General features: G+C 41.6%; 17 protein-coding genes. 4 read left to right on the forward strand and 13 right to left on the reverse strand.

Annotated elements, in window-relative coordinates; genetic code table 11:
• The 5 genes from VK664_RS06230 to VK664_RS06250 all read right to left on the reverse strand — a co-directional run.
• On the reverse strand, positions 1-711 hold a 711-nt coding region (locus VK664_RS06230; protein WP_461397763.1), incomplete at its 3' end, for a hypothetical protein.
• A gap of 15 nt (positions 712-726) precedes the next feature.
• On the reverse strand, positions 727-2,118 hold the full coding sequence (locus VK664_RS06235; protein WP_461397764.1) for a RagB/SusD family nutrient uptake outer membrane protein: 1,392 nt from the start codon (positions 2,116-2,118) through the stop codon (positions 727-729).
• Between the two features lie 20 nt (positions 2,119-2,138).
• Positions 2,139-5,570, reverse strand: coding sequence for a TonB-dependent receptor (locus tag VK664_RS06240; RefSeq protein ID WP_461397765.1), 3,432 nt, complete (start codon positions 5,568-5,570; stop codon positions 2,139-2,141).
• A gap of 179 nt (positions 5,571-5,749) precedes the next feature.
• Positions 5,750-6,757, reverse strand: coding sequence for a FecR family protein (locus VK664_RS06245; RefSeq protein ID WP_461397766.1), 1,008 nt, complete (start codon positions 6,755-6,757; stop codon positions 5,750-5,752).
• Between the two features lie 214 nt (positions 6,758-6,971).
• Positions 6,972-7,574, reverse strand: coding sequence for an RNA polymerase sigma factor (locus VK664_RS06250; protein WP_461397767.1), 603 nt, complete (start codon positions 7,572-7,574; stop codon positions 6,972-6,974).
• A gap of 292 nt (positions 7,575-7,866) precedes the next feature.
• Here VK664_RS06250 and VK664_RS06255 point away from each other — a divergent pair, with 292 nt between their 5' ends.
• Positions 7,867-8,037, forward strand: coding sequence for a hypothetical protein (locus tag VK664_RS06255; RefSeq protein ID WP_461397768.1), 171 nt, complete (start codon positions 7,867-7,869; stop codon positions 8,035-8,037).
• A 3-nt stretch (positions 8,038-8,040) separates the two neighbouring features.
• On the opposite strand, the gene VK664_RS06260 is transcribed toward VK664_RS06255, so the two are convergent.
• Positions 8,041-8,799, reverse strand: coding sequence for a hypothetical protein (locus tag VK664_RS06260; protein WP_461397769.1), 759 nt, complete (start codon positions 8,797-8,799; stop codon positions 8,041-8,043).
• Between the two features lie 607 nt (positions 8,800-9,406).
• Between VK664_RS06260 and VK664_RS06265 the strand changes: the two genes are divergently transcribed.
• On the forward strand, positions 9,407-10,168 hold the full coding sequence (locus tag VK664_RS06265; RefSeq protein WP_461397770.1) for a nucleotidyltransferase domain-containing protein: 762 nt from the start codon (positions 9,407-9,409) through the stop codon (positions 10,166-10,168).
• Positions 10,113-11,273 (forward strand): DNA polymerase beta superfamily protein, encoded by a 1,161-nt coding sequence (locus VK664_RS06270; RefSeq protein WP_461397771.1) that lies wholly within the window; start codon positions 10,113-10,115, stop codon positions 11,271-11,273. Before VK664_RS06265 ends, VK664_RS06270 begins: the two co-directional genes overlap by 56 nt.
• Positions 11,274-11,282: 9 nt before the next feature.
• Here the strand turns inward: VK664_RS06270 and VK664_RS06275 are convergent, their stop codons facing one another.
• Positions 11,283-12,416: a hypothetical protein gene (locus VK664_RS06275; protein WP_461397772.1), complete on the reverse strand. Its 1,134-nt coding sequence runs from the start codon at positions 12,414-12,416 to the stop codon at positions 11,283-11,285.
• An 83-nt stretch (positions 12,417-12,499) separates the two neighbouring features.
• On the reverse strand, positions 12,500-14,440 hold the full coding sequence (locus VK664_RS06280; protein ID WP_461397773.1) for a hypothetical protein: 1,941 nt from the start codon (positions 14,438-14,440) through the stop codon (positions 12,500-12,502).
• Between the two features lie 481 nt (positions 14,441-14,921).
• Between VK664_RS06280 and VK664_RS06285 the strand changes: the two genes are divergently transcribed.
• Positions 14,922-16,019: an IS701 family transposase gene (locus tag VK664_RS06285; protein ID WP_461397774.1), complete on the forward strand. Its 1,098-nt coding sequence runs from the start codon at positions 14,922-14,924 to the stop codon at positions 16,017-16,019.
• A gap of 413 nt (positions 16,020-16,432) precedes the next feature.
• On the opposite strand, the gene VK664_RS06290 is transcribed toward VK664_RS06285, so the two are convergent.
• The 5 genes from VK664_RS06290 to VK664_RS06310 all read right to left on the reverse strand — a co-directional run bounded on the left by VK664_RS06290 (position 16,433) and on the right by VK664_RS06310 (position 22,120).
• Positions 16,433-16,738 (reverse strand): hypothetical protein, encoded by a 306-nt coding sequence (locus tag VK664_RS06290; RefSeq protein ID WP_461397775.1) that lies wholly within the window; start codon positions 16,736-16,738, stop codon positions 16,433-16,435.
• A gap of 61 nt (positions 16,739-16,799) precedes the next feature.
• Complete coding sequence (locus tag VK664_RS06295; RefSeq protein ID WP_461397776.1) at positions 16,800-19,427, reverse strand: S8 family peptidase; 2,628 nt, start codon at positions 19,425-19,427, stop codon at positions 16,800-16,802.
• Between the two features lie 3 nt (positions 19,428-19,430).
• Entirely contained in the window at positions 19,431-20,426 is a 996-nt protein-coding gene (locus VK664_RS06300; RefSeq protein ID WP_461397777.1) for an AAA family ATPase, read from the reverse strand.
• A gap of 378 nt (positions 20,427-20,804) precedes the next feature.
• A complete protein-coding gene (locus VK664_RS06305) occupies positions 20,805-21,062 on the reverse strand; it encodes a hypothetical protein (RefSeq protein ID WP_461397778.1) in 258 nt (85 codons plus the stop codon).
• A 227-nt stretch (positions 21,063-21,289) separates the two neighbouring features.
• Entirely contained in the window at positions 21,290-22,120 is an 831-nt protein-coding gene (locus tag VK664_RS06310) for an endonuclease/exonuclease/phosphatase family protein (RefSeq protein ID WP_461397779.1), read from the reverse strand.
• Between the last annotated feature and the right edge of the window lie 27 nt (positions 22,121-22,147).

Below are 22,147 nucleotides of genomic sequence, written 5' to 3' on the forward strand. Positions count from 1 at the left end.
ACCCCAGTTGGTAACATAAGCCTTGTTCTGTTTAAGAACTACTGAGTAAGGTGCAATCCCGACTGGAATTTTCCTTTCAAGTTTCCCCGTCTTTAAATTAACTATGCCTATTTCGTTATTTCGATTCAGGGCCACATAAATGATCTCATTCTTATTGTCAATCGCAAACCCTCCGGGATATGACCCTTTTTGTACCCGGTCAAAAAATGCCTCTTCCTTAAAGGCGATAGCGGGAAGTTCTATTGCATCATCCCAATTAAATGAACTTCCATTTTTTTGACTTGCAGAACGGAGAAAACCTTTGGAATCGGTAGTCCAGACTTTCTTATCGCCCGCCCCCCAGCCTATTCCATTATAAGAATTGCCTACACCTTTCGGTAGTTCAAGCGTCTGTATTATTGAACGCGTTTTTACGTTGAAGAATACTATACCTGACATGTTTTTCACGGCCATTATCGTTCCTTCAGAATTTAATGCAATATCCACAGGTCGTCCGGGGAAAGTCTGCGTATACCCAACCGGATCGATTATTTGTGATGTACCGACAATATAGCTGCCATCTTCCTGGGGCCCCACAACAGCCTGCCCGTGAAAAGAATCCCTGCTTTTTTCTGGCGGAGTTCCAAATTTCGGTTTCTCATTTCCGGTAGTTTGCCCCAGGCACAATAACGAGACCAGAACGGAGAGAATAGTTAAATATGAATATTTCATTTTGATTTTCAGTTTTTACTTGTAGCCCTGGTTCTGAATAATTTTGCCGGCGCTTGCATCAACTTGTTCCAACGGGATCGGGAACAATAAATGATGCGGCTTGATATCCAGGACAAATGCAGAGCCTCCTACGGCTGTGGACATTACTTCAAGAGCCCTTCCGGTCCTTAGCAGGTCGAACCACCTGTGATTTTCAAATGTTAGTTCCAGTCTTCTTTCAAGTTCAATTGCAGTGCGGAAACTTTTCTGATCGGGTAAAGTAGACTGATCATAAACGGATGCACCTGCCCTTTGCCTTACCTGATTCAGGTAATTAAATGCATTGCCATTGTTATAACCGATCTCATTAAGGGCTTCGGCTGCCATCAGCAAAACATCAGCATACCTGAGTACAACAACATTAGAACCGAAAGATCCATCAGCGCCCCTGACGGCTTTTTGTTTTGCAAACTTTGGAGAATTGAAAGTTGTATCTACTGATGCATCAAATCTTTTGTCACTATTGTTGACAAATAATTTCAGCATATTAGCTGATGGCCAGTTATTACCGTCCCCTGAAGAAAACAGACCACCATCTCCTCCTCCCTCTCCAAACGCATCACTTTTATACTGGATCTCGAAAATCGATTCAATATTATTTTCATTTTCCACACCAAACACCTTTGCAAAATCAGGCACCAGCTTATATGTTCCTGAACTGATGATATTTGCCAATTCTGCATTGGCTTTTACAAAATCTTTTCTTGTTAAATACACTTTTCCAAGAAGCGTTCTGGCGGAACCTTTGGTAGCACGTCCTATATCGTTTGCCCCGCTCCATTTAACAGGAAGCGCTGCAATCGCGTCTTCAAGATCAGTAATGATCTGGGTGTACACCTTATCAACGGGATCTCTCTGATGAACAAAGGCTTCGAACGGATCATCGATCTCATCAACGATCAATGGAACATCTCCCCATATTCTTACCATGTTGAAATACAATAACGCCCTGATGAATTTAACTTCACCCTTCCTGTTCTCTTTGATGCCATCGTTCATCGTAACTGCATCAATTCTGTTCAGAATAATATTGCATCGCTGGATATCCCTGTAGCAACCATTCCAGGTATCGTTCAAAATAAAATTACTGGAGGCGAGCGTAAAATTATCAAAATCAGCATTGGCTCCCCCGTTGCCGGTAGTGTTGCTATTATAAGAATTATCTGATGGAACTTCCATGAAATAAGCGAAGTTTCCCGAATACAAACCCTGAAGCCCATCGTAAGTGCCGATCACTGCCTGCGCAATGTCCGTTTCTGTTTTATAGAATGCTTCAATGCTTTGATCCGAAATTGGCACCAGGTTTATAAAGTCTTTACTGCAGCCTGTGCATGCTGCTATGATTATAAGAGTATATAGCTTTTTCATTATTTAATTCTTTGAATAAATCAAAATGATATATTAATCCCTGCTATGAAGGACCTGGCAACGGGGTAATTTCCGAACTCCTCTCCTGCTCTTATAGCATCACCGAAATTGCTTGATACTTCAGGGTTATATCCTGAATAACTGGTCCATGTAAATGGGTTTAGCGCTGATAAGTATATCCGGGCAGAGGCACCGTGCACGCTCTTTAATAACCTGGATGGGAAAGAATACCCAAGAGAAAGATTCCTTACCCTTACGAATGATCCGTCTTCTACATGCCAACTTGATGGTCTTGTATGGCTTTGTGAACCTACTCCCCAAACAGGGCGGGGTGCATCTTCGTTCAGATAGACGGCTAAATTGTTGCCCCATGTTTCAGCAAGATACCTGTGCATTGCATTGAACATTTCATTGCCCTGTTTAGCCTGGATATTGAAACCAAGATCAAAGCTCCTGAACCTGAGGGTACTATTGAACCCCCAGGTAAAATCGGGATTGTTGTCACCAAGAATCACCCTATCATCAGCATTCACCACTTTATCATTATTAACATCGGCATATATAAAATCGCCTACGTCCTGGTTCACTCCCTGCAGATGTGGTGTGTTATCAAATTGTTCACGTGTTTGAAATGTTCCCAATACCTTGTATCCAAAATACGAACCGATGGGTTCACCTACACGAACAATGAATGCAGGTTCCGTTAATCCACCGCTTGCAAGGAATTGTTCCTGGCCAGGGCCTAATGAGATAACCTTGTTCCTGTTCGTGGAAAAATTAAAATTGCCTGACCAGGTCAGGTTGGAGGTTATGCGCTGATCCGTCGAAATCATAAATTCAAATCCCTTATTTTCAATTTCTCCGATATTGCGTAAAGAATTGCTGAAACCGGAAGAGCCCGGCACTTTTACATCCAATAAAAGGTCGTTGGTGTTCGACTTATAATAATCAGCTGTAAAATTTACCTTGCCTCCAAAAAGTCCAATGTCGAGCCCTACATCTATTGTCCTGGTGGTTTCCCACGACAGGTCAGCATTGGGTGAGGTGACGGGCGACAGGCCGTTCTGGCCATTATTTCCTAAAGGATAATTGGTAGCTCCCAACAAAGCTGTGCCTCCGTAATAAGGAATATCAGTATTGCCTGTAAGGCCATAACTCGCTCTCAGCTTCAGATCGCTTACAGCAGAAAGCTTCGGAAAAAACGGTTCTGAAGAAATTCTCCAGCCGCCTGAGAATGACGGAAACCATCCCCACTTGCTGTTCTTGCCAAACCTTGATGAGCCGTCTCTTCTTACAGATGTTGTAAACAGGTATTTATCATCGAAGGAATAAGACAAGCGCCCGAAATAGGAAAGAAGCGACCATTCTCTTTTTTCCGAATACCCATTCGTGCTGCTTGCTCCGTTCAAAGTGGTCACATTATCATTAGGAAAATTGCGTCCTTCCAGGTACTGACGCGAGTTGACCTCTTTCTGACTGGTAAATCCCAATAAGCCATTGAATTTATGATCGTTGATGGACTTATCATAAACCAGCGTGTTTTCCGACAATATGTTAAATGTTGAAGAATTATTTGTGAACGCATAGTTCATTGTCGAAGTTGGTGCAGGCTCAGCGGCAGAGTTCAAAACCTTGGGCCGGTAAAAGAAGCGGTCCATATAATTGATATCTAATCCCAAAGAAGTTTTAAATGTGAGGTTCTTTAAAATGTCCACCTCGAGAAATGTATTTCCCAACAACCTTGAATGCGCAAGAGTGTTATCAATCATTTCGGCCAGCGCTACGGGATTTTCTATGGTTGCAACATTTGATTCTCCTGATCGTTGTGTGTTCAGCATTCCACCGAGCGCCAAACTGCCATCAGCATTTCTTACAGGAAGGTTTGGATGATACATAAGACCTATGATGATCACACCTTCCTTACCATGATTTTTTTCTGTTTGCACTATTTTATGCGATGAATAGGATGGATTCAAATTTGCGCCGATCCTTACGGAATTGGTCAGATTGGTTTCGAAATTTATTCTTCCGCTATATCGTTTCATCCCGGAATTCACAACTATTCCCTGCTGGTTCATGTAATTCCCCGAAACGTAATACCTGGTTTTGCCTGTTCCTCCGCCGGCTGATATTTCGTAATTCTGCGTAGGTGCATTCCTGAATATCTCATCCTGCCAGTCGGTATCCGTCAACCCTGTTTCACCGTTCAGATATGGAAGCAAATAACTTGGATATCTTTCCTGCGGCCCCCTGATATTTAATGGGTCGTCTGGTGAATTGTTTGCCGGATCCTTAAATACCCAGGCCAGATCTCTTGTACGTTTGGTATACTCGGCAAACTGCTGTGCGTTCATCACATCAATTTTTTTAGTGACCTGCTGAACCCCTGCGTAAGCACTGAAATTAATTTGCGCCTTCTCACCTTTTTTGCCTTTTTTGGTCGTGATAAGGACCACGCCATTCGATCCCCTTGAGCCATATATGGCTGCGGAAGCGGCGTCTTTAAGTACTTCTACCGACTCAATATCATCGGGATTGATCGTGCTTAACGGGTTAACAACATAAGGAGCGTCGAAGGTTGAGTTTGATGATTGTCCTTGTGAAAAGCGATCACCGAGGCTGGAGGAGATCGGTACGCCATCCACAACTATCAGCGGACCATTTCCGCCACTAATTGAAGATATTCCCCTGATGTTAATTGAAACTGCTCCTCCCGGTGCACCGTTGGATTGTGAGATATCCACCCCAGGTATCCGGCCCGCGAGACCCTGGTCAAAACTGGCTATTGGTTGGCCCCTCAATGCTTCCCCTTTAACCTGTCCTATGGAAGAGGTTAGGTCTCTCTTACTTCTTGTTCCGTAACCGACTACTACTACTTTGTCGAGATCTGAAGTAGCTTCCACTAATTGAACATTAATAATAGTACTGCCGTTGATTTGAATGTCCTGACTTGCAAAACCAACAGCAGAGACCTGCAAGATGCTATTGTCTTCAGCATTGATTAAAAAATTTCCGTTTGCGTCAGTTGAAGTTATTTTATTAGTTCCCTTAACTGCGACGGTAGCACCATCCAACGGCTCATTTTTGCTATTCATTACGCGTCCCCTGATACTGATGGGAAGTACTGCAGGAATAGATTTGACAAGTCTGCCGGTGTCCTGTTTCTGCCCGATGACGACGGTATTCTCTATGATTTTCCAGGCAAGCGGTTGATTAACAAAACACATATCCAGGACTGCTTCAATGGAGGCATTTTTCACGTCAACGGTTACGGGCAATGTATTTTTCATCAACTGCTTGTCATACAGGAATTGCAAATTTGATTGAACTTTGATTTGCTTTAAGACATTTTCAAGAGAAGCATTTTTTACTTTCATTGAAATTTGCTGCGCCAACGTTCCCGCACTGACATGTAGAAAGCCCACGATAAGCAATAACCCCGTCATTTTCATAATCAGCAATGTTTTTGTAGATAACCGGTACTTGAAAGTCGGAGGTTGGCGATTAATAGCCTTTAATTCCATAATTTTGAAGAGGTTTGGGTTAAACGATAATTGTACATTTCGCAAAAAATTACTGATTCGGTGATCCTAAACTCTTCCGCTGCGGGGCGCAATCCTGTAGCGGTTTTTTATTTAGACATCACTATGATCTTCTTGTTTTCAATCCGGAATCGAACGCCGGTAAAGGCCAGCATCTTTAACACCCCGGATGCATTTATATTTCTTGAAATATTTCCTACAAGCTCTATATCGGGCACATCGCCTTCGAAAATAACTTCGGTATCATACCACCTCGACAATTGTCTCATTACAACTTCCAGGCTTGTGCCTTCGAAGTGAAAAAAACCATTTTTCCAGGCCAGCACTTCTTCAATATTCGCGTCATTGATGATCTTAATCTTGCTGTTAGCACTGATGGAGGCCTGTTGGCCGGCAACCAAAATTTCAGATGACCTGGCATGAATTATCCGGATACTTCCTTCTATCAATGTGGTATTGATAAGGGGTTCATCCTTGTAGGAGCTGATATTGAAATGAGTTCCCAAAACCCTGACCTCGGTTTGATCATTAATGGCAACAATAAATGGTTTTGATATATCCCTTGCAACTTCAAAATAGGCTTCTCCTGTAATCGATACTCTTCGGGTATCGTTAGAAAAACTAACAGGGAATGTGATGGATGACGCGGCGTTCAGCCAAACCAGTGTACCATCGGGTAGCTGAAGACGATACTGGCCTCCTCTCGGAGTTGTCATAGTGTTGTATTCGTTCACATCGTCCCTGGCACCATGGTTGGTGTAACTGACCTGTCCCTCAGCAACCTTAATTATTTTTGAATTTCCCTGCGTGCCCAAGCTACCGTTCTTTGCATCGTCGAGATCTATCGTTAAGCCATTAGACAGGGTGAGTACCGCTTTATTACTACCGGGTGGCACGTCAGTCAGGCTGATCGCAGTCTTATCCGGAATTTTTTCCGAAGGCTTCTTGTTATTTATAAATATAAAAGCGCCGACGGTAAACAATATTAACAGTGTTGCGGCATATTCAAGCCAGCGCGTTTTGCGAACAGGTATTTGATGGACAGTTTCTTTTTGTTTGTTTCTCTCAATGATACGGTCCAGCAGCTTTTTACGCAATTCCGCCTCCGAAGTAGCTAACGCCTGGGGTATTTGTACAGGTAGTTCCGGAAGACTATTATACCAATCAGCATACTCCTGTGCTTCGTCTACATTTATCGTTCCGTTTAGCCACTTTTCAGCTAGTTCCTGGTGTCGCTTTGTATTTTCCTGGTCGTTGATAATTTATCCTTTGCTACTATAGTCAATCAAATAAACCAAATCCCCCTTTATTTTAAAAAAAAAATAAAGCGTCAAGAGCATAAGGGATATGAAGGGAAACCGTGAGTATGCCTATTAAACCTGTAGCCAACGTTTGAACGGCACGAGCTATATTGCGTTCTACTGCCTTGGAAGAAATATTCATTACTGAAGCTATTTCCTTATGAGAGCAACCCTCGTCTTTGTTTAGCCTGAATGCCAAACGTGCTTTTTCGGGAAGTTGTTCTATTAATATTGCAAGTCTGTCCTTCAATTCTTCGAAGCTTAACCACTCTTCAGTTGAATTTACTCCTTGGGGAAGCGTGGCAAGCATTTGCTTCTCATATTCTGTTGCACGCTTTCTCCTTGCCAGTATATTTATTACTTTATATTTGATGGCTACTGCTAAATAAGCGCTTATCTCGCCTTTCAGCTCCAGACTTAAGCGGCGCTCCCACAGATCGCAGAAAATATCCTGTACTGATTCTTCAACCGCGGTCAGGTCATTTAATTTATTTGCTCCTATGAAGTATATCTTCTTCCAATAACGGTCATACAATTCAGTAAACGCCGATTCATCACTATTTTTAAGCATTCTCACTAATTCCCGGTCACTGTATTGTGAATATCTGGTCAAAGTTTTGGTTTGTATTGTTATATAGGCAGGTGAGGCAACCCTTGATTTGATAAACTGGAACAGAAGTATTTGAAAAAGCAAAAGTAGGTGGTGAGCGATATTAAATGGCAAAGGCAATTATTACCAAATTGATAAGTCTTTAATTGGCTTGAAGAGACCTGAGCAATGGCCTTCTGTTGAAGCAATGAACATTATTACTATGTGATGCTTTTTCAAAATAATGCCTGGCGACAATGACAGTACTCCTCTTCGTAAAATAAAAATAAACAGTTGAACCTTTTTATTTCAATCAATGCTGGTTACCGACGATAAAGTAAATGACTGGATAGAATCCAGGCCCGAGTTACTTTCCGAAGCTACCAGGAAGGCATTTACCAATGATTTTCTGCTGAATGCGGGCTTGATAGATAAATTTGAATGCTGGAAATATTTGAAGAATAAACTTTATTTCAATAAAATTTGAAGTTTAAATCTTTTTAAACAATCCCACAAATTCTCCATTCCTTATTTCCAACTGCACATCTGTACCATCCCTGAATAAAGTACAATTGAACTGCATCCTGACCTTTACACAATAAGTACCAATCACATCATAGTTATCTTCAACACTTATGAACTTAAAACTGCTTGTTGCAGGTTGCCTGGCAGAATCGTGTGTACTGCGCCAACTACGGCCCATCTTATCTCTCCAGCCAATATCAATGCCATTTTTATTATCAGGCCTGGTATATGGATATGTTCCCGGGGTAAAAAATGCCTTGAATTGAGCATCAGTGGACTTCAGATATCCAGGCATCATTCCCTTTGTAACGCCGAAAGCGGTTACTCCTAAAGGCATCGGGTCCGCAGTATGATAGATTGCAGCGTTAATGGAGACCTCATCATCTCCGGCAAGTCCCGAACCAGCTTCGAAATCACCCGGATCAGTCACGGCTTCAAAATAATTCTCACCACCTATCGTTGCTTTATAATAGTATACACCCACAGCGCCTGGACCTGACTCATCCGCAGCTTTTACTGCGACTTTAAAAGTACAGTTTGCAGTACCGATCGACAATGGGAACTCAGCAATACCATTTGAATTTGGAGTTCCGGTTGCAATAAGAATAACCTGTTGCTTGCCGGTGGTGGTAAAATTACCTGAGTTACCAAATTTAAAACTTTTTACCGTGCTGGTATTGCAGGTCCAGGTCCCGGGCAGCGTAACTTCTACTGTTAATACCACAAAGCTCGTTAGCGCAAGGGCCTTTCGTGCTATATAACTGCCATGTGTAACCGCATCTGAACAATGTCCGCCGGCGGGTACAAGAATAATTTAGATGTTCCGGATACTGAACCGGTAGCGGTTACATTTACAATCCCGGCTCCGCTTTTATTTACGGATAGATTACTATTTCCTGCAGCAGTTGTTTCAAAAGATCTTTCTCTCTGGCATCCTGTAACCACTAATAGAATTAAGAAAAACAATATTGCAATCACGCGATTAAGAACACACCCAGGGTATAACATATAAACTTATTTGTTTTTTAAAACTCAGGTGTGCGACCAGGGCTTTCGGTTAGCTGTTTTAGTAAACGGCAGAACCCTGAATCAAAAATTCAATATTTCTTGCTTAACTCAAAAAATTCACGTGAAAGCAGCAACGATTTATATAATTTTTATGAAATGCGGATTGGCAAATTTTTTTGCTATGATGTTTATTTGCTTCTTTGAATCCAAAATAAAAGAGCAATCAGCATCAGCAATGGCTTCTGCTCTCCTGTTTTAATAGAGCACTCATTGATGCAGGAAACATTGTTGTAAACTCACTGATAATTCAATATCATTACACAATGCGGGAAATAATACTTGAACAATTATTAAAAATCGAAACCGACTGCCGGGTAAAGATTTTATATGCCTGCGAATCGGGCTCAAGAGCCTGGGGCTTCGCATCTCCTGACAGCGATTTTGATGTTCGGTTTATATACAGCAGAAACCCCAGGGAATACCTCAGGATAAATGATGCACATTCTGTGATCGATCTACCTATAAACGAATTGCTGGATATCGGAGGATGGGACCTTAGGAAAGCACTCAGACTTTATCTGAAATCAAATGGTCCATTTTACGAATGGCTACAATCACCTATCGTATATATGGACACCCATGGATTAAAACAGGAACTTTTAAGCCTGAAAAATAAATATTTTTCACCAAGAGCCGGGTCACATCACTATCTATCAATGGCAACCAATGTTATTGAAAATGACATGAATTCAGAACAGGTAAAATTAAAGAAATATTTTTATGCACTCAGATCGTTACTGGCGGCTCAATGGATTATACAAAATAAGGAAACGCCGCCAATGGAGTTTGGTCAATTGAGAACCTTAGTAACAGATAGTAAATTCCATACTGAGGTTGATAAACTGCTGGAACTTAAAAAAGCATCCACTGAAAAAGAAATGATAAATCATGTGAGTATCCTGCAAAATTGGATGACCGAAAAGCTGTCAGAATTGAAAGTGTTATCTGGCATTTTTTTACCACTCAGGAATGAAACCGAAGAGCTCGATGGCATCTTCACGAAACATATCGGATATGACTTATGAACGTCTTCAAAACGAGCCGCAACATCTGCTACTTAAATGTATCAGCGGAAGCAAAGCTTATAATTTAGATCAGCCGGGTTCGGACACTGATTATAAAGGGATATATGTGCTGCCACAACATGAGTTATATGGCTTAAGATATACGGAACAGGTGGCAAATGAAACAAACGATGAAGTCTTTTATGAAGTAGGCAGGTTTGTTGAACTTTTGTGTAAGAACAATCCAAATATTCTTGAGTTGTTAGCATCTCCTTCCGATACTATTGTATACAGGCATCCATTAATTAGTTTAATCCATCCCGATAGATTTCTTTCAAAGCTTTGTAAAGACAGTTTTGCCGGTTATGCACAAACGCAGATAAAAAAGGCGAAGGGCTTAAATAAGAAAATTAATCGCCCAATAGAACTGGAGCGGAAATCAGTGCTTGATTTCTGCTGGATCTATAATGATGCCAGATATGAGGATGCTGGATATAAAGATGCTAAAACGATGCCTTTAGCGGACTGGTTAAGGTTTCAGCAGATAAACCAGCAAGATTGCGGTCTTTCAAAACTTCCACATTTCAGGGACAGCTATTTGATTTTTATCAACGATCAGTTTCCCGAACCGGTTTTACTAAGAGGTATTATCTCCGGTCCCGAATCAAACGATGTTCAGTTAAGCAGTATTCCGGAAGATCTCATACCAACTGGTATTCTTCATTTCAATAAAGATGCATATTCTGTTCACTGCCGGGAATACCGGGAATACCAGGAATGGCTGGCAAACCGGAATGACACCAGGTTCGTGGAGACCCAAAAACATGGCCAGAACTATGATGCCAAACATATGATGCATACTTTTCGTTTATTAGCAATGGCAGGGGAAATTGCGCAGTTCAAGGAAATCAGGGTTCATCGGCACGACCGTGAATTTTTGTTGAAAATCAGGAGCGGAGCATTTCAATTTGAAGAATTAATGGAAATGGTAGAAGCAAAGATCAGGCACATTGAGCAACTTTATAATGAAAGTGACTTGCCCGAGCTACCTGATGAAAATGAAGGTGAGCGCGTTTTGATAGCGATCCGGGAAGCGTTTTACTCAAGCCCTGCCCTGCAACAATAAGCGCTATCCCTACCCTGTAACAATCACCGTAATCCCACCCTTAACAATACCTGTGCTGGTATTTGTATTCACAATATTAACTGCAATGGCTTCGCCGGGCTTAAGACCAAATTGCGGAACCTGGATACTCAATTTAGTTTGCTGCATAAACGCACTCATTTTTCGCTTCTGCGCAAACAATTCTTTGAATTTTGAGGGTCTTGCTTTACCGGCACCTATCTCAGCAATAGCATTTGTGTAAGCCCTTGTAATTTTTGCTTGTTCGTGAATGTCTGGCCCCTCTCCCTTCGAAATTACTGCAAAACCGACCCGCCCCCTTTTCATAGTAAGCTCGCGTTTTTCAGTCAATACTTTTATCTCGCCACGGGTAAATAATGCGGCTGAAGCATCTTCTTTGAAAGTGAATTTGCCCAATGCCTGTTCACCAAGCCCAATAATATCTTTCATGGCTACCGGTAAAAACTGAATTACCTCGTCGGTGTTTGGCATATGGACCAGGTTGAAATTATAGTTTGCGGCCTGGCCTACGATGTTCAGATTTTTCTGACCTGTATGCCGGTCAGTTACAGGATCAAGAGCAAAAATATCATGTGGTTTATCGAGCGGACTAAAAGAAAATGTCCTGGCGAAAAAGCATTTATGACCAGCTTCTTCCGGTGGCACGCGGTAGATGAAATCTGCTTCACCGATGCCATTAGCAAGTAGCAAACCATCCATCTGGGTAACCCCTATAGCAGTTGCAAACCGGGTGTCAAATCCAAGGCTTGGATCGGTGAGATAAAACTCAACCTTCGGATAAGGCACTGTTACATCACCGCGGTTATACAATTTACATCTCACCCGGTAGGTAGCACCGGCCTGGAGTTGGTTTGTTACTATTGGGGTTGTACCAGTAATCGGGGTAAAGCTGATATCAGGTGTGTTCCAGAAATTCATAGAGGGCAAAGGCCGGTTCCCCAGATCCCCGTCATAAGTCCGGATGAAAAGAAATGAGCTATCGTTAAATATTTGAGGACGACGCTGCTTACGGGAAACAGATTTGTACAATTCGCCTATGGCTGTTACTCCACCAGGAGTATAGGCGTCGCGACGTTTATTGAGTTCGGCTATGAGGGCCTGGAGCTTTTTACTATTTTCGGACATGATAATATTTGTATAGGTAATTATATCGGTGACTATATGGACGGTTTGTCCTGGAATTTATAATGATGATTTTCAGTTGTATACTATGGAGCTATAAACTGCAACTCCACCGGTGTGATGGGCTGGCCGCTTTCCTGTTGACGATGCTGTTCTAGTTCTTTCGGTTCTTCACGATCGTTAGAGCGTTGTGTCCAGCATGTATAGGCATAGCCGCGGTCGGCATCAAGGTTGAAGTCGGGAATTTTTGAGCCGTTTTTCCAGCGATCATAAATTTCTTCCGTAAGCATAAGGGCATTCCCAAGAGTAGGTGATTTTTTTGCAGCAATTTGTTTTCGAATAATCGCCCTGAATTCATCTTCATTGCCCGAAAGGGTAGCCAGCTCGTCTATAAATTGTTGGTTCAATGGTATGTCCCCGAACGCATACCATAAAGAAGTTTTATCAAAATACGAATCAGGGGCTCCCATCACGGAACCTGGTTCGCTTGGTGTTGCTCCGGGTGGATAAGCCAGGTGTTTCTCGCGATGGTAAAGGTCTGCAAGGAAGCCGCCGGATGGCAGAATCACATTCATTTTTGGCAACATATTTTTCAGATCACCTGCCACAACTCCATTTGGATCAGGGAATGATGTATTCTTAAACTGGCCGAATCTGGGTTCATCCAGGTGCTCCTGCATTGGGTACGCAAGACCGTTTAATGAAACAGCCAGCCGGAAGTTTTGGAAAGCATTATACAGCTGCTCATAAATCAGGCAGGCCGCAGCGCGTATACCCGCTACCGTGAGAGTTGTAATTGCGCCAAGTACTGCATCAATAAGCGCAGCAGCCGCGGCCACAGCGGCAGCCACGAGGGCGGCAAGTGCCAACAAAATATCCAGGAAACTAAAACTGCCGGCGTTATCAATAGCATCTTCGAGCCAGTCTCCTATGTCACCCAGGTTATCCATGGCAGTATCCCACACTTCTTCTAATTCAGCCGACAACGAATAGGGCACCGGCTTTGGCAGGGTACCTGTATCGGTGGAACTTCTAAACCATTTGTAATATAGCCGGTAAGCATTATTTACATCAGTGGTGGTGATGTTCTTTCCATATTCGTTGTCATCAGCATCCCCGTTTTTATAGATTTTATTGATAGTATCTACTATAAGTTGGGCCAGATCGGCCGGCATATGCGAATTGGCATTGGGTATTTCATCCTCATCGCCGGGATCAGATACAGTTCCGTCAAAATTAAAATTATAATTCACATGCGTCTTCGAACGGTTCCAGTCTTCTGTAGTATGATTCAGGTGATTAAAAACATCCTGGTAATTCTCTCCCGTTTTATGACGTGCAGACTGATTACGATAAGGGCCACCATCATTGATATTTACATAGGCATGACCAACAGTATCTGCCGTTACATGGGTAAGATAACCCGTGGCATATAAATGAAGCGGGGAATCAGCAGGCGCGGCATCAAGCAGGGCTTTTGCAAAACGGGCTGTTTTACGATAATGCATCACATCGAACCACCACCAGGCATTCTTCGCTTGTCCATCCCTGTAAGGATGTTCGAGTACACTGTAAACATCAAAGTCAGACACAAACTTCTTTATCCATTCAGTAACATTCGCCATCAATCCATCAACAACTGCCTGCATATCACCAAACAGTTGCTGTAACTCAGTGAGGGTTGACGAATTCTGAACTACTTCGTCGGCAGCAGCACCTACCGCCTCAAGGGCATCAAGAACAGGTTGCGGTACCAGGTCAAGTAATGCCTTTTTAAAATCTTCAAAGGCATCATATACTTCGTAATATAATTCCACAGCATCACCAATTCCGGCGGGCCAGTCCTTAGTATTAAAGAAAAGAAAATCCGGTCCCTGGCAACCCAGGAACAGGTAGGGATGATTCTTTTTGTCCTGGAGTAATTTTTGAAGATTAAGATAATCGGCCATGGGACCAAGTCCTGTGCCGTTATTGATGTTTTGTCTCAGCCTGTTGGCAATCATGTGATGTAATGCGGGTCCTGGCATAGCAACTACTTTTATAGATTTGATTGATTTAAGAAATGTGACGCTGGCCTCTGCAATCGCAGTGCCTCCTGCAATCACAGTGTATACGATGGTCGGTGGCTGGTTACTACGGATTTATTTATGGAAGAGGTTTCGTTTTGTAAGGGGCAGATAAAGCTAGAACTTATTAAAAGATCGCCAATACCCTTTAAGTTGTATTTATTAATCTTATAGAAAGTTTGCTATTAGTGTACAAACGCCGGCCTCCTTGTGATTATTATGAAAACAGTTTAACTCTACTTTGTCAAATTAGTTCTTTGATTTTTTTTAGGGACGAAACGCTTATCACAAAAGGAATTCGCGTAAATTAGCGGTAAGAAAAAAGCAACACCCCACGAGTAGAATCCCACGGGGTGTAAATAAAAAAAATTATGGGACGAAAATATATAATTTTCGGCTCGTAGAGAGCCGTTTATTGAGTTTTCTTTCCGGCTTTGAAAGTTTGTTTAAGACACTTACCCGCAACGTTTCCTTCAATGCGCTGATTTATCTCAAAGGATTATTACTCTGTCGTCGACGCAATTGTCAGATGATGGCCGAAGAACTGCAGCAATCGAACTCTCAAAATCTTCATCATTTCATCACAGCTTCCAGGTGGAACTGTGAGCGTGTAATGGACGTCGTAACCGTCAGTTTTGCGCAGCAGTTGAACACCCTTAATCTGGCTGACGATACTTGTCTGATTATTGATGAATCGGGTAATCCAAAAAAGGGCAAACATTCAGCGGCGGTAAAGCGTCAATACTGTGGCCAAAGCGGTAAAATCGATAATTGCCAGGTTGGCGTTTTTGGAGCTTTATGTGGAGGCTCGCTGGTAAATTTAGTACAGGCCAAATTATCGGGAACAAGTGATAGTGGCAGCAAAATTGACCAGGCAAAACAAATCATTACTCATGTCACTAAACAGTTAGATGTAAAAGTTAGGTGGGTATGTTTTGATGCTTTTTATGGAAGGGATGCAGCGCTGCTGGCCGACTTGATACAGGAGCTGGATTTTGTAGCCGATGTTCCGGATAATTTGAGTATTTGGTTAGAGGCATTTCAAATGAGAGTCCCAAAGAATGAACCAGGAAAGCGAGGTAGAAAACATGTGTTTGCAAAACCCAATAAAGCGTCGGTAAGCATAAAACAATATAGCAGTATGCTTAAAGACAACGATTGGAAATATCTGGTAATAAGACATCAGAGCGGATTAAGAAAATTGAAAGCATGGTTTCATGCCAGACCTGTTTATATATTAAATCCACTCACTGGCCGAAGACAACAACTTACTTTATTAATACGAGCCGATAAAGACGGCACCATTAAATATAGTTTATGTCACTGTTCGCATTGCGACATCCGGGAACTTGCTTATCGCCAAAGCAAAAGGTACTTTGTAGAGAAAGCGTTTCGTGAAGGAAAAAAAGAATTAGGACTGAACGAATACCAAACCCGCAGCGAAGAAAGCTGGCATAAACATATGGCAATGATCATGCTTGGACAGCTGTTCCTAAACCAGGAAAAACATATCATTACCAACAATCAAATCTGTGGCTGACATCACAAGATGTGCTCAAAAGTTTAAAAAATGTACTCGGTTTTGTGAAAACCACTCTGGAAGACTTTCTGAATGAAATCATTACCAAGCAACCGCCAGGTAAGGGTTTGCTAAAGAAGCAACTATATTTAAGAATTTGACAAAGTAGAATTAACTTAAAATCATAAAGTGATGAAAGAATTTGTTTTATTTTTCAGACAACCATATTATCATTAGAAAAAAACCACCCTTGCACTGTTATCTCTTTCAGGTATATATAAGAAGAAATAAAACTATTATTTCAACGCATTTATGCAGCCCACGCATTATGACCCAGCGATAATTAACGAGCTCATAAGCAATACGCGAAAAGCGACCGCGAAGACAGAAGCGTTTTATTGAAAATAAGGAGCGGAATTTTGCTTTTAGAAGGACTAATAGAAATGGTAAATTAAAAAAATTGAAAGGGAGCGGGTGTCGATAGCGATTCGGAAAAAGTTCAACCGCGGCAATCCGTTGAAGAAACCCACGGCCTTGAGGGAGTCAACGACCCGAGTGAATTTCCTGTTGGGCCAGCGTCTATGCGAGCCTGCTTGTGGATCCGCCGCAATCATTGTAATTAACCCTCCATTCAGACTATCCGCCGCTAATTGACCAAATGCATATTTAGTTATTGAGGCTTCTGGCTCTTTTGCTACAATCGAATTAATTCCATCTTGAGCATTGGTTAATATCTCCATAGGTACCGGTCTAAGCCATCGACCCTGCTCCCTTGCTTTATGCATTCATATTTAATAATTTTCATAACGGTTCTTCTCTGATAGGAATGATAACATCTGCTTCTACCTCAATACGATTAGAAATTTCAATCAACTCGTAAATCTCATTTTCTTTGCTGATTGCTTCTAAGCTGATAACGAGTGCGAATGGCAATTCCTGAACCGTATCTTTATCCCATCCTTTATGGCCCACCACAGCGAAGGATAATTCTTCAGGTAAAATGTTTGATTTTAAAATTGTCCAATCTTTTTGAGTTGCACTATCCTGTCGTTTAAAATTAGCAACTCGCCCGTAAGCTGGAGAAGTAGATATTGTCCACCGTATAGATTTTGGATCAATTGGTTCTTCGTCAGGGTCGTTCATGTTCTTAAGCACCCTGCTAGAAAAGATTTGAAAATTTTCTCCAAGCTTGGAAGTCTCCCAAGTTAACCAAGATCCAAAATAAGACTTTAGCCGTCTTCTTGTTCGACGGGGTGTAGCTGTATAAGATAATGTAACTTCAACCAGAATGTCGAAGTCTTTACCAGCACGTCTGAGCTCCTTCGGTATGTTTACCGAGTACAAATTGGCCTGTTGTGCTGATACAACACCCTCTGTAACAAAAGTTATCCTGTATGGGTTGCTTTCCAAAGCCCTGCCTATATCGGGTATGCCATATCCTAAAACACGCAATGCTGCATCGTTAGGATTATGAAATACGTGTTCCGGCAACCTTGCAGACTGAATGACAAGCGCCTTATATAAAAGTGTGCTGTCATTAGGAAATTTTTTGGCTAATTGAGCAATAATGTGTCCAACTTTTGGAGCCGCAAAGGATGTGCCTACCGCAAATCCAGTCCTGTTAGCCCCTGTTTTGACAACGTGTGCAGACGTCGTGTTGTGCTGGGTAATTAAAAATCCGTTTTTTTCCCGAAGAAAGTCTCCGCCGTATTCAACCACATCCGGTTTTATACAACCCCACATGCCGGGTCCGCTCCGGGAGAATGAAGAGACATAGCCGCGTTTTCCAAAAGATGCCCGGTCGACGTCTTCAAATTCATTAACGCAAACAGATCCCACCGTTAGCCCTAGAAAGCTTTGAGCAGGATTGGCAACCCTTGAAGACGGCTCCAATAAATAATCAGGATATTGTCTCCCTGCCAGCAAGTGATCAGCAACTCCAGGTCTTTGGTGCTGGCCAGTACTACTTCTTATATTTCCACACGCAAGTAAAAATAAAATCTTCCGCTCATGAATTAATTTATCAATCGTGGCGGCCCATGCAGACATATGAATTGTGCGGCAAGCCCCTCTTGATGCGATCGACATATTAAAAATCCGTACGCTGCTAAATTCATCAGCAATCTGTTCCATCAATTCAGGCGGATACAAGCTAGGGGGAAGAAAGTTTCCTGTATCAAGGATTCTTGCATTCACCAAAAAGCAGGGCGGCTGAAAGCTTCCACTTCCAGGAATATCATTGCCAAATAGAATAGCGCCTGCCACTTTTGTGCCATGCCCTCCATCAGTTACTTGGTCCGATGTCGTGTTTTCATATGGAACATAGTTCCTGGAATATGCGCTTAGCACCGCAGGCGCTAATAGGATATGTTGCTCCTGTAAACCACTATCAATGACACAAATAGTGGGAGAATTATCTTCCGGGCGGAGAATCTCTATATCCTCCGGATTATCAAATTCACTCACCGGTTCGCCTCCATCTACCTGGTCACTTTCACTGATTTCAAAAATATAAGCATATCCCCTAATCAGATCTTTTAAAGCCTGGCCAGACATGCGTGCTCGGAACCCGAAGCTGTCCCTTAGATCGATAAAGCTGCTAAGCAACAGACCACCATAAATATTGACAATGAAATTCGAAAGATAATCCTGCCTTGAACTAGCTATTTCATCCCTTTCCAATTCCGCACTTTGGAGATTGCTTCGCCAACGGTCAAGACGTACCTCGTACTGGCTATCTGTCTCGGCTACACGTTGATGCCGGAAAGGTTTTTGTTTAATTCCAGGGGGGGTCTTTTGTTGGTATTTGGATCGCGCTAGTTTGAAGTTTTCATCCGATTCAGCCTCAACTCTAACTGGACGCTCAGGTGCTTTTAAGTAACAGGCAATTGAAATGTCAACATCAAATTGATCATTGTCGCGAATTCCGGCAATATATTTTTCTCTTAAGCTTTCTGATAAAATATAGTCTACCCGCCATTGGATACCATGAACAATTTGCCAAAGTTTTGCGGCTTGGTCTTTAGACCTACCTTGTTCATTTATAAACTGTTCTATTTTTTCACCTAGTGAATGAAAGTTATCTGTATTTGCGCCAATAATAAATCCATTCTCCTCTTCTGAGATGATTTCAATACCAAAACCCTTTAATGCTTCAATATCAAAATCTTTGGGATCTACCTGCAGAAGCAATGACACGATATTAGCTTCAAAAACTGGTTGCAATCCCAACTGTTCCCTTTCTTTCAAAAAAACAGCATGATTTTGCAGTAGTGCTTTGGACTCAATAGCCAATTGGGTGCCATGATTCGTACGGTTATTTAGATTAGCTTCAGTTTGCGGCTCAATTGTATTTTCAAATGCCCGGCCAGCAAATTTATAACGGCCATCAAGTTTCTGTCTAAGATTTAAATGCGGAAAATCAGGCATTAATTATTTATTGTACAGCTGGTTTTCAGAAAACGATTGATCAAAGAATTCATTTCTGATTACTCCATCACCCTGGATTACAGAAAACTTTGCAGCGTCTGTTGCAACTTTAACAACCAATGCCGAAGAAAACCCTACCAACCGTTCTGCCACAATGCTCCAAGTCACATTTTTATCGCATTTCATTGATGCCAAAGTCGACTTTAAGAGACGTTGTATTTCTGGCTTTCCGGGTTTGGGTAGTTCAATAATATCATCAAACCTTCTGAAAATTGCTTTGTCGATGGTACCTTCGAGATTGGTCGTGGCGATAATCAATCCGGGTCCGGAAAAATCCTCCAAAACATTCAATAAAATATTAACAACACGGTGCATTTCACCAACATCGTGTTTACCATCCCTTGACTTTGCAATGAAATCGAATTCGTCCAGTAATAATACGCAGGCAAAAGTCTTAATAGACTCAAAAAGTTTTGACAAATTACTGGCGGATTCTCCCAAATAAGAAGATACAATCGCTTCAAACTTTACTTTCAAAAATGGTAAGCCAATATTCCAGGCTATGCGTTCTGCACTCATACTTTTGCCGCAGCCAGGATAACCATGAAACAGAATGCGCCTTCTAGGTTGAAGTCCAAAATGTGCCAATCTTTCCCGAGCCAAAAATTCCTTTTCAATCCGTGCTATCTTTTCCTCAGTATCTTTTGACAAGATCATTTCGTGACGCAAAGAATCCCTTTGCACCTGAATAGCCAAGGGAATATTACTTCTTTTGTCCGTAGGAATCAAAACCGAATTGCCGAAAATATTCCTTAATTCCCCTTTAATAGATTGATTTGCCTTAATGTTCTTTGATAGAATACCTTTTAAACGCTCAGCCAGCCGACCATGTCCCTTTCTTCGTTCATCCTCAATAATTGATTCTGCCACCAAAACGATGTCATCGTCAGGGTCTCCATCAATAGATCGAAAAAGACGTAACAGCAAATCCTGATTCATAGACTTTAGGTAATTCTGCGAAACAAATATATCAATATTAAAAGCTATTTCAGGCTAAAAAAAACCAATACTTGAAATCACAATTGCCTTACTTCCAAAAAGATAGAATATTCTCCTGCGAACTATATTTATTGAAAGGTTAAAAGTGTTATTCTCACGGATTAAATCTAAAGTCAGTCAAGGGAATAAATAGATCCCTTTCCCTGACAACCGGAAATGTATGGCAATCATAGAGAATAGGGATTTTGAATTTCTGTGCAAACTCTTTGATGCAATCGAAATCTGGTTTTGCAGTAAATTCAAATATCATGTTATAGCTTTCTCCATTATTAGGGCAGTTTTTGGCAGTCAACCTTTAGCGTTTCAAAAGCTGACCATTTAGCCATTGCTCAAAAAGGCATAGCCCAGATTATTCATATCGTTTTTCATGAAGCTAAAATAAAATTTAAATATTAACAGCCTAACGCCGTCGGGCCGGGTTTGAATAACGCCAGGTTTACCAAAGCTATCAAAATAAGGAATTGATCTGACTTGCAACTTTTCCGCAAATATTTCAATGCCATAATCACTTAACTCGTCCCGCAGGCCTTCGGTGAAGGCTTCAACACCAAATTTCGAAGCCAGGTAAGGAACCATGGCATTTTACAATCAATCAATAAACCGTTTTAACTGTTTTGGACGAGTTTTTTAGGTAGTGTATTAAGTCTACACATCTACCAATTTCCAGCTCATTAAAAATCTTGGTCATGCTTGAGTGGATTAGCCCTTGCCAGGCGCAGTAGAAGTACGATCTCGAGTAAAGTTTATGTTTATCATAGTTATTGCAGGCAATTATGAGACCCACAAGAACACCTTATGCAGAATTAATTTAACAGCAATTCAAAAGATATAGGCGCATGGTCTGAAATCATATGCGCTTCTTTCAATGTGGAAAATGACTGATAGAATGGGATCATCTTTGCATCCCTGGTTATAACCTTCGATTTATTAAAGAAAGCATTGTCGAATTCAGAAGCAAGACACTCGCCCTTGAAATATTCCCTTTTGATTGTGGTTTTCTGGTTTCGCAGAATAGGTGAATATCCCATTCCCTTCAAAGGATTGAACACGGTATGGCTTTGAGGGAGGTTGAAGTCACCGCAAAATATGAGGTTGAGATCAGGATACCTGGCAGGCAAAAACCTGAAATATCTTACCTCTGTTTCCGGTTGTTTTGATTTAGTGATAGCGTGAAAATTTACAAGGGTAAACTCCTTACCGCTTTTATTGAAGGTGGCATAATATGGCTCCCTGTCTATCTCCAACTTGTAATGTTGTTCCAGCCATGCGGATCCGACTTTCTTTATTTTAGAAGGTTTCCATAAATATGCATAGCGTTCTGTTTTATAAGAATCACCATAAGTAGGGTCGCTGACACTGTAATCCCATTTTGCTCCCTTCCGGTTTAGTTCATCATTTAAACGGGCGACTGCTTGTGCTCCTCCAAAACCAGCAACAACTTCCTGCAGCAAAATGATATCATAATCTCTAAGTGTATTGGCTATAAATGCAATCTCCTGGTCACTCTTAGTCTTGCCAAAATCACGGATGTTCCATGAACATACTTTTACCGGTTCTCCATTATCAAAAGAAACAAATGAAAATATAACTGAGGATATAAGGAAACCAGAAAGAAAGATTATAAATTTTTTCACATTAAAGCGCTTAGGCTTCAAACGCTT

The organism is Flavitalea sp. (genome assembly GCF_035489435.1).
Lineage (GTDB): Bacteria > Bacteroidota > Bacteroidia > Chitinophagales > Chitinophagaceae > DATHKG01.

Excerpts from the sequence above, each read along its gene's own strand:
- VK664_RS06235 (WP_461397764.1), bottom strand. The coding sequence starts at position 2,118 with ATGAAAAAGCTATATACTCTTATAATCATAGCAGCATGCACAGGCTGC.
- VK664_RS06240 (WP_461397765.1), bottom strand. The coding sequence starts at position 5,570 with ATGAAAATGACGGGGTTATTGCTTATCGTGGGCTTTCTACATGTCAGT.
- VK664_RS06255 (WP_461397768.1), top strand. The coding sequence starts at position 7,867 with ATGCTGGTTACCGACGATAAAGTAAATGACTGGATAGAATCCAGGCCC.
- VK664_RS06265 (WP_461397770.1), top strand. The coding sequence starts at position 9,407 with ATGCGGGAAATAATACTTGAACAATTATTAAAAATCGAAACCGACTGC.
- VK664_RS06270 (WP_461397771.1), top strand. The coding sequence starts at position 10,113 with ATGAAACCGAAGAGCTCGATGGCATCTTCACGAAACATATCGGATATG.
- VK664_RS06275 (WP_461397772.1), bottom strand. The coding sequence starts at position 12,416 with ATGTCCGAAAATAGTAAAAAGCTCCAGGCCCTCATAGCCGAACTCAAT.
- VK664_RS06280 (WP_461397773.1), bottom strand. The coding sequence starts at position 14,440 with ATGCCAGGACCCGCATTACATCACATGATTGCCAACAGGCTGAGACAA.
- VK664_RS06290 (WP_461397775.1), bottom strand. The coding sequence starts at position 16,738 with ATGGAGATATTAACCAATGCTCAAGATGGAATTAATTCGATTGTAGCA.
- VK664_RS06295 (WP_461397776.1), bottom strand. The coding sequence starts at position 19,427 with ATGCCTGATTTTCCGCATTTAAATCTTAGACAGAAACTTGATGGCCGT.
- VK664_RS06300 (WP_461397777.1), bottom strand. The coding sequence starts at position 20,426 with ATGAATCAGGATTTGCTGTTACGTCTTTTTCGATCTATTGATGGAGAC.
- VK664_RS06305 (WP_461397778.1), bottom strand. The coding sequence starts at position 21,062 with ATGGTTCCTTACCTGGCTTCGAAATTTGGTGTTGAAGCCTTCACCGAA.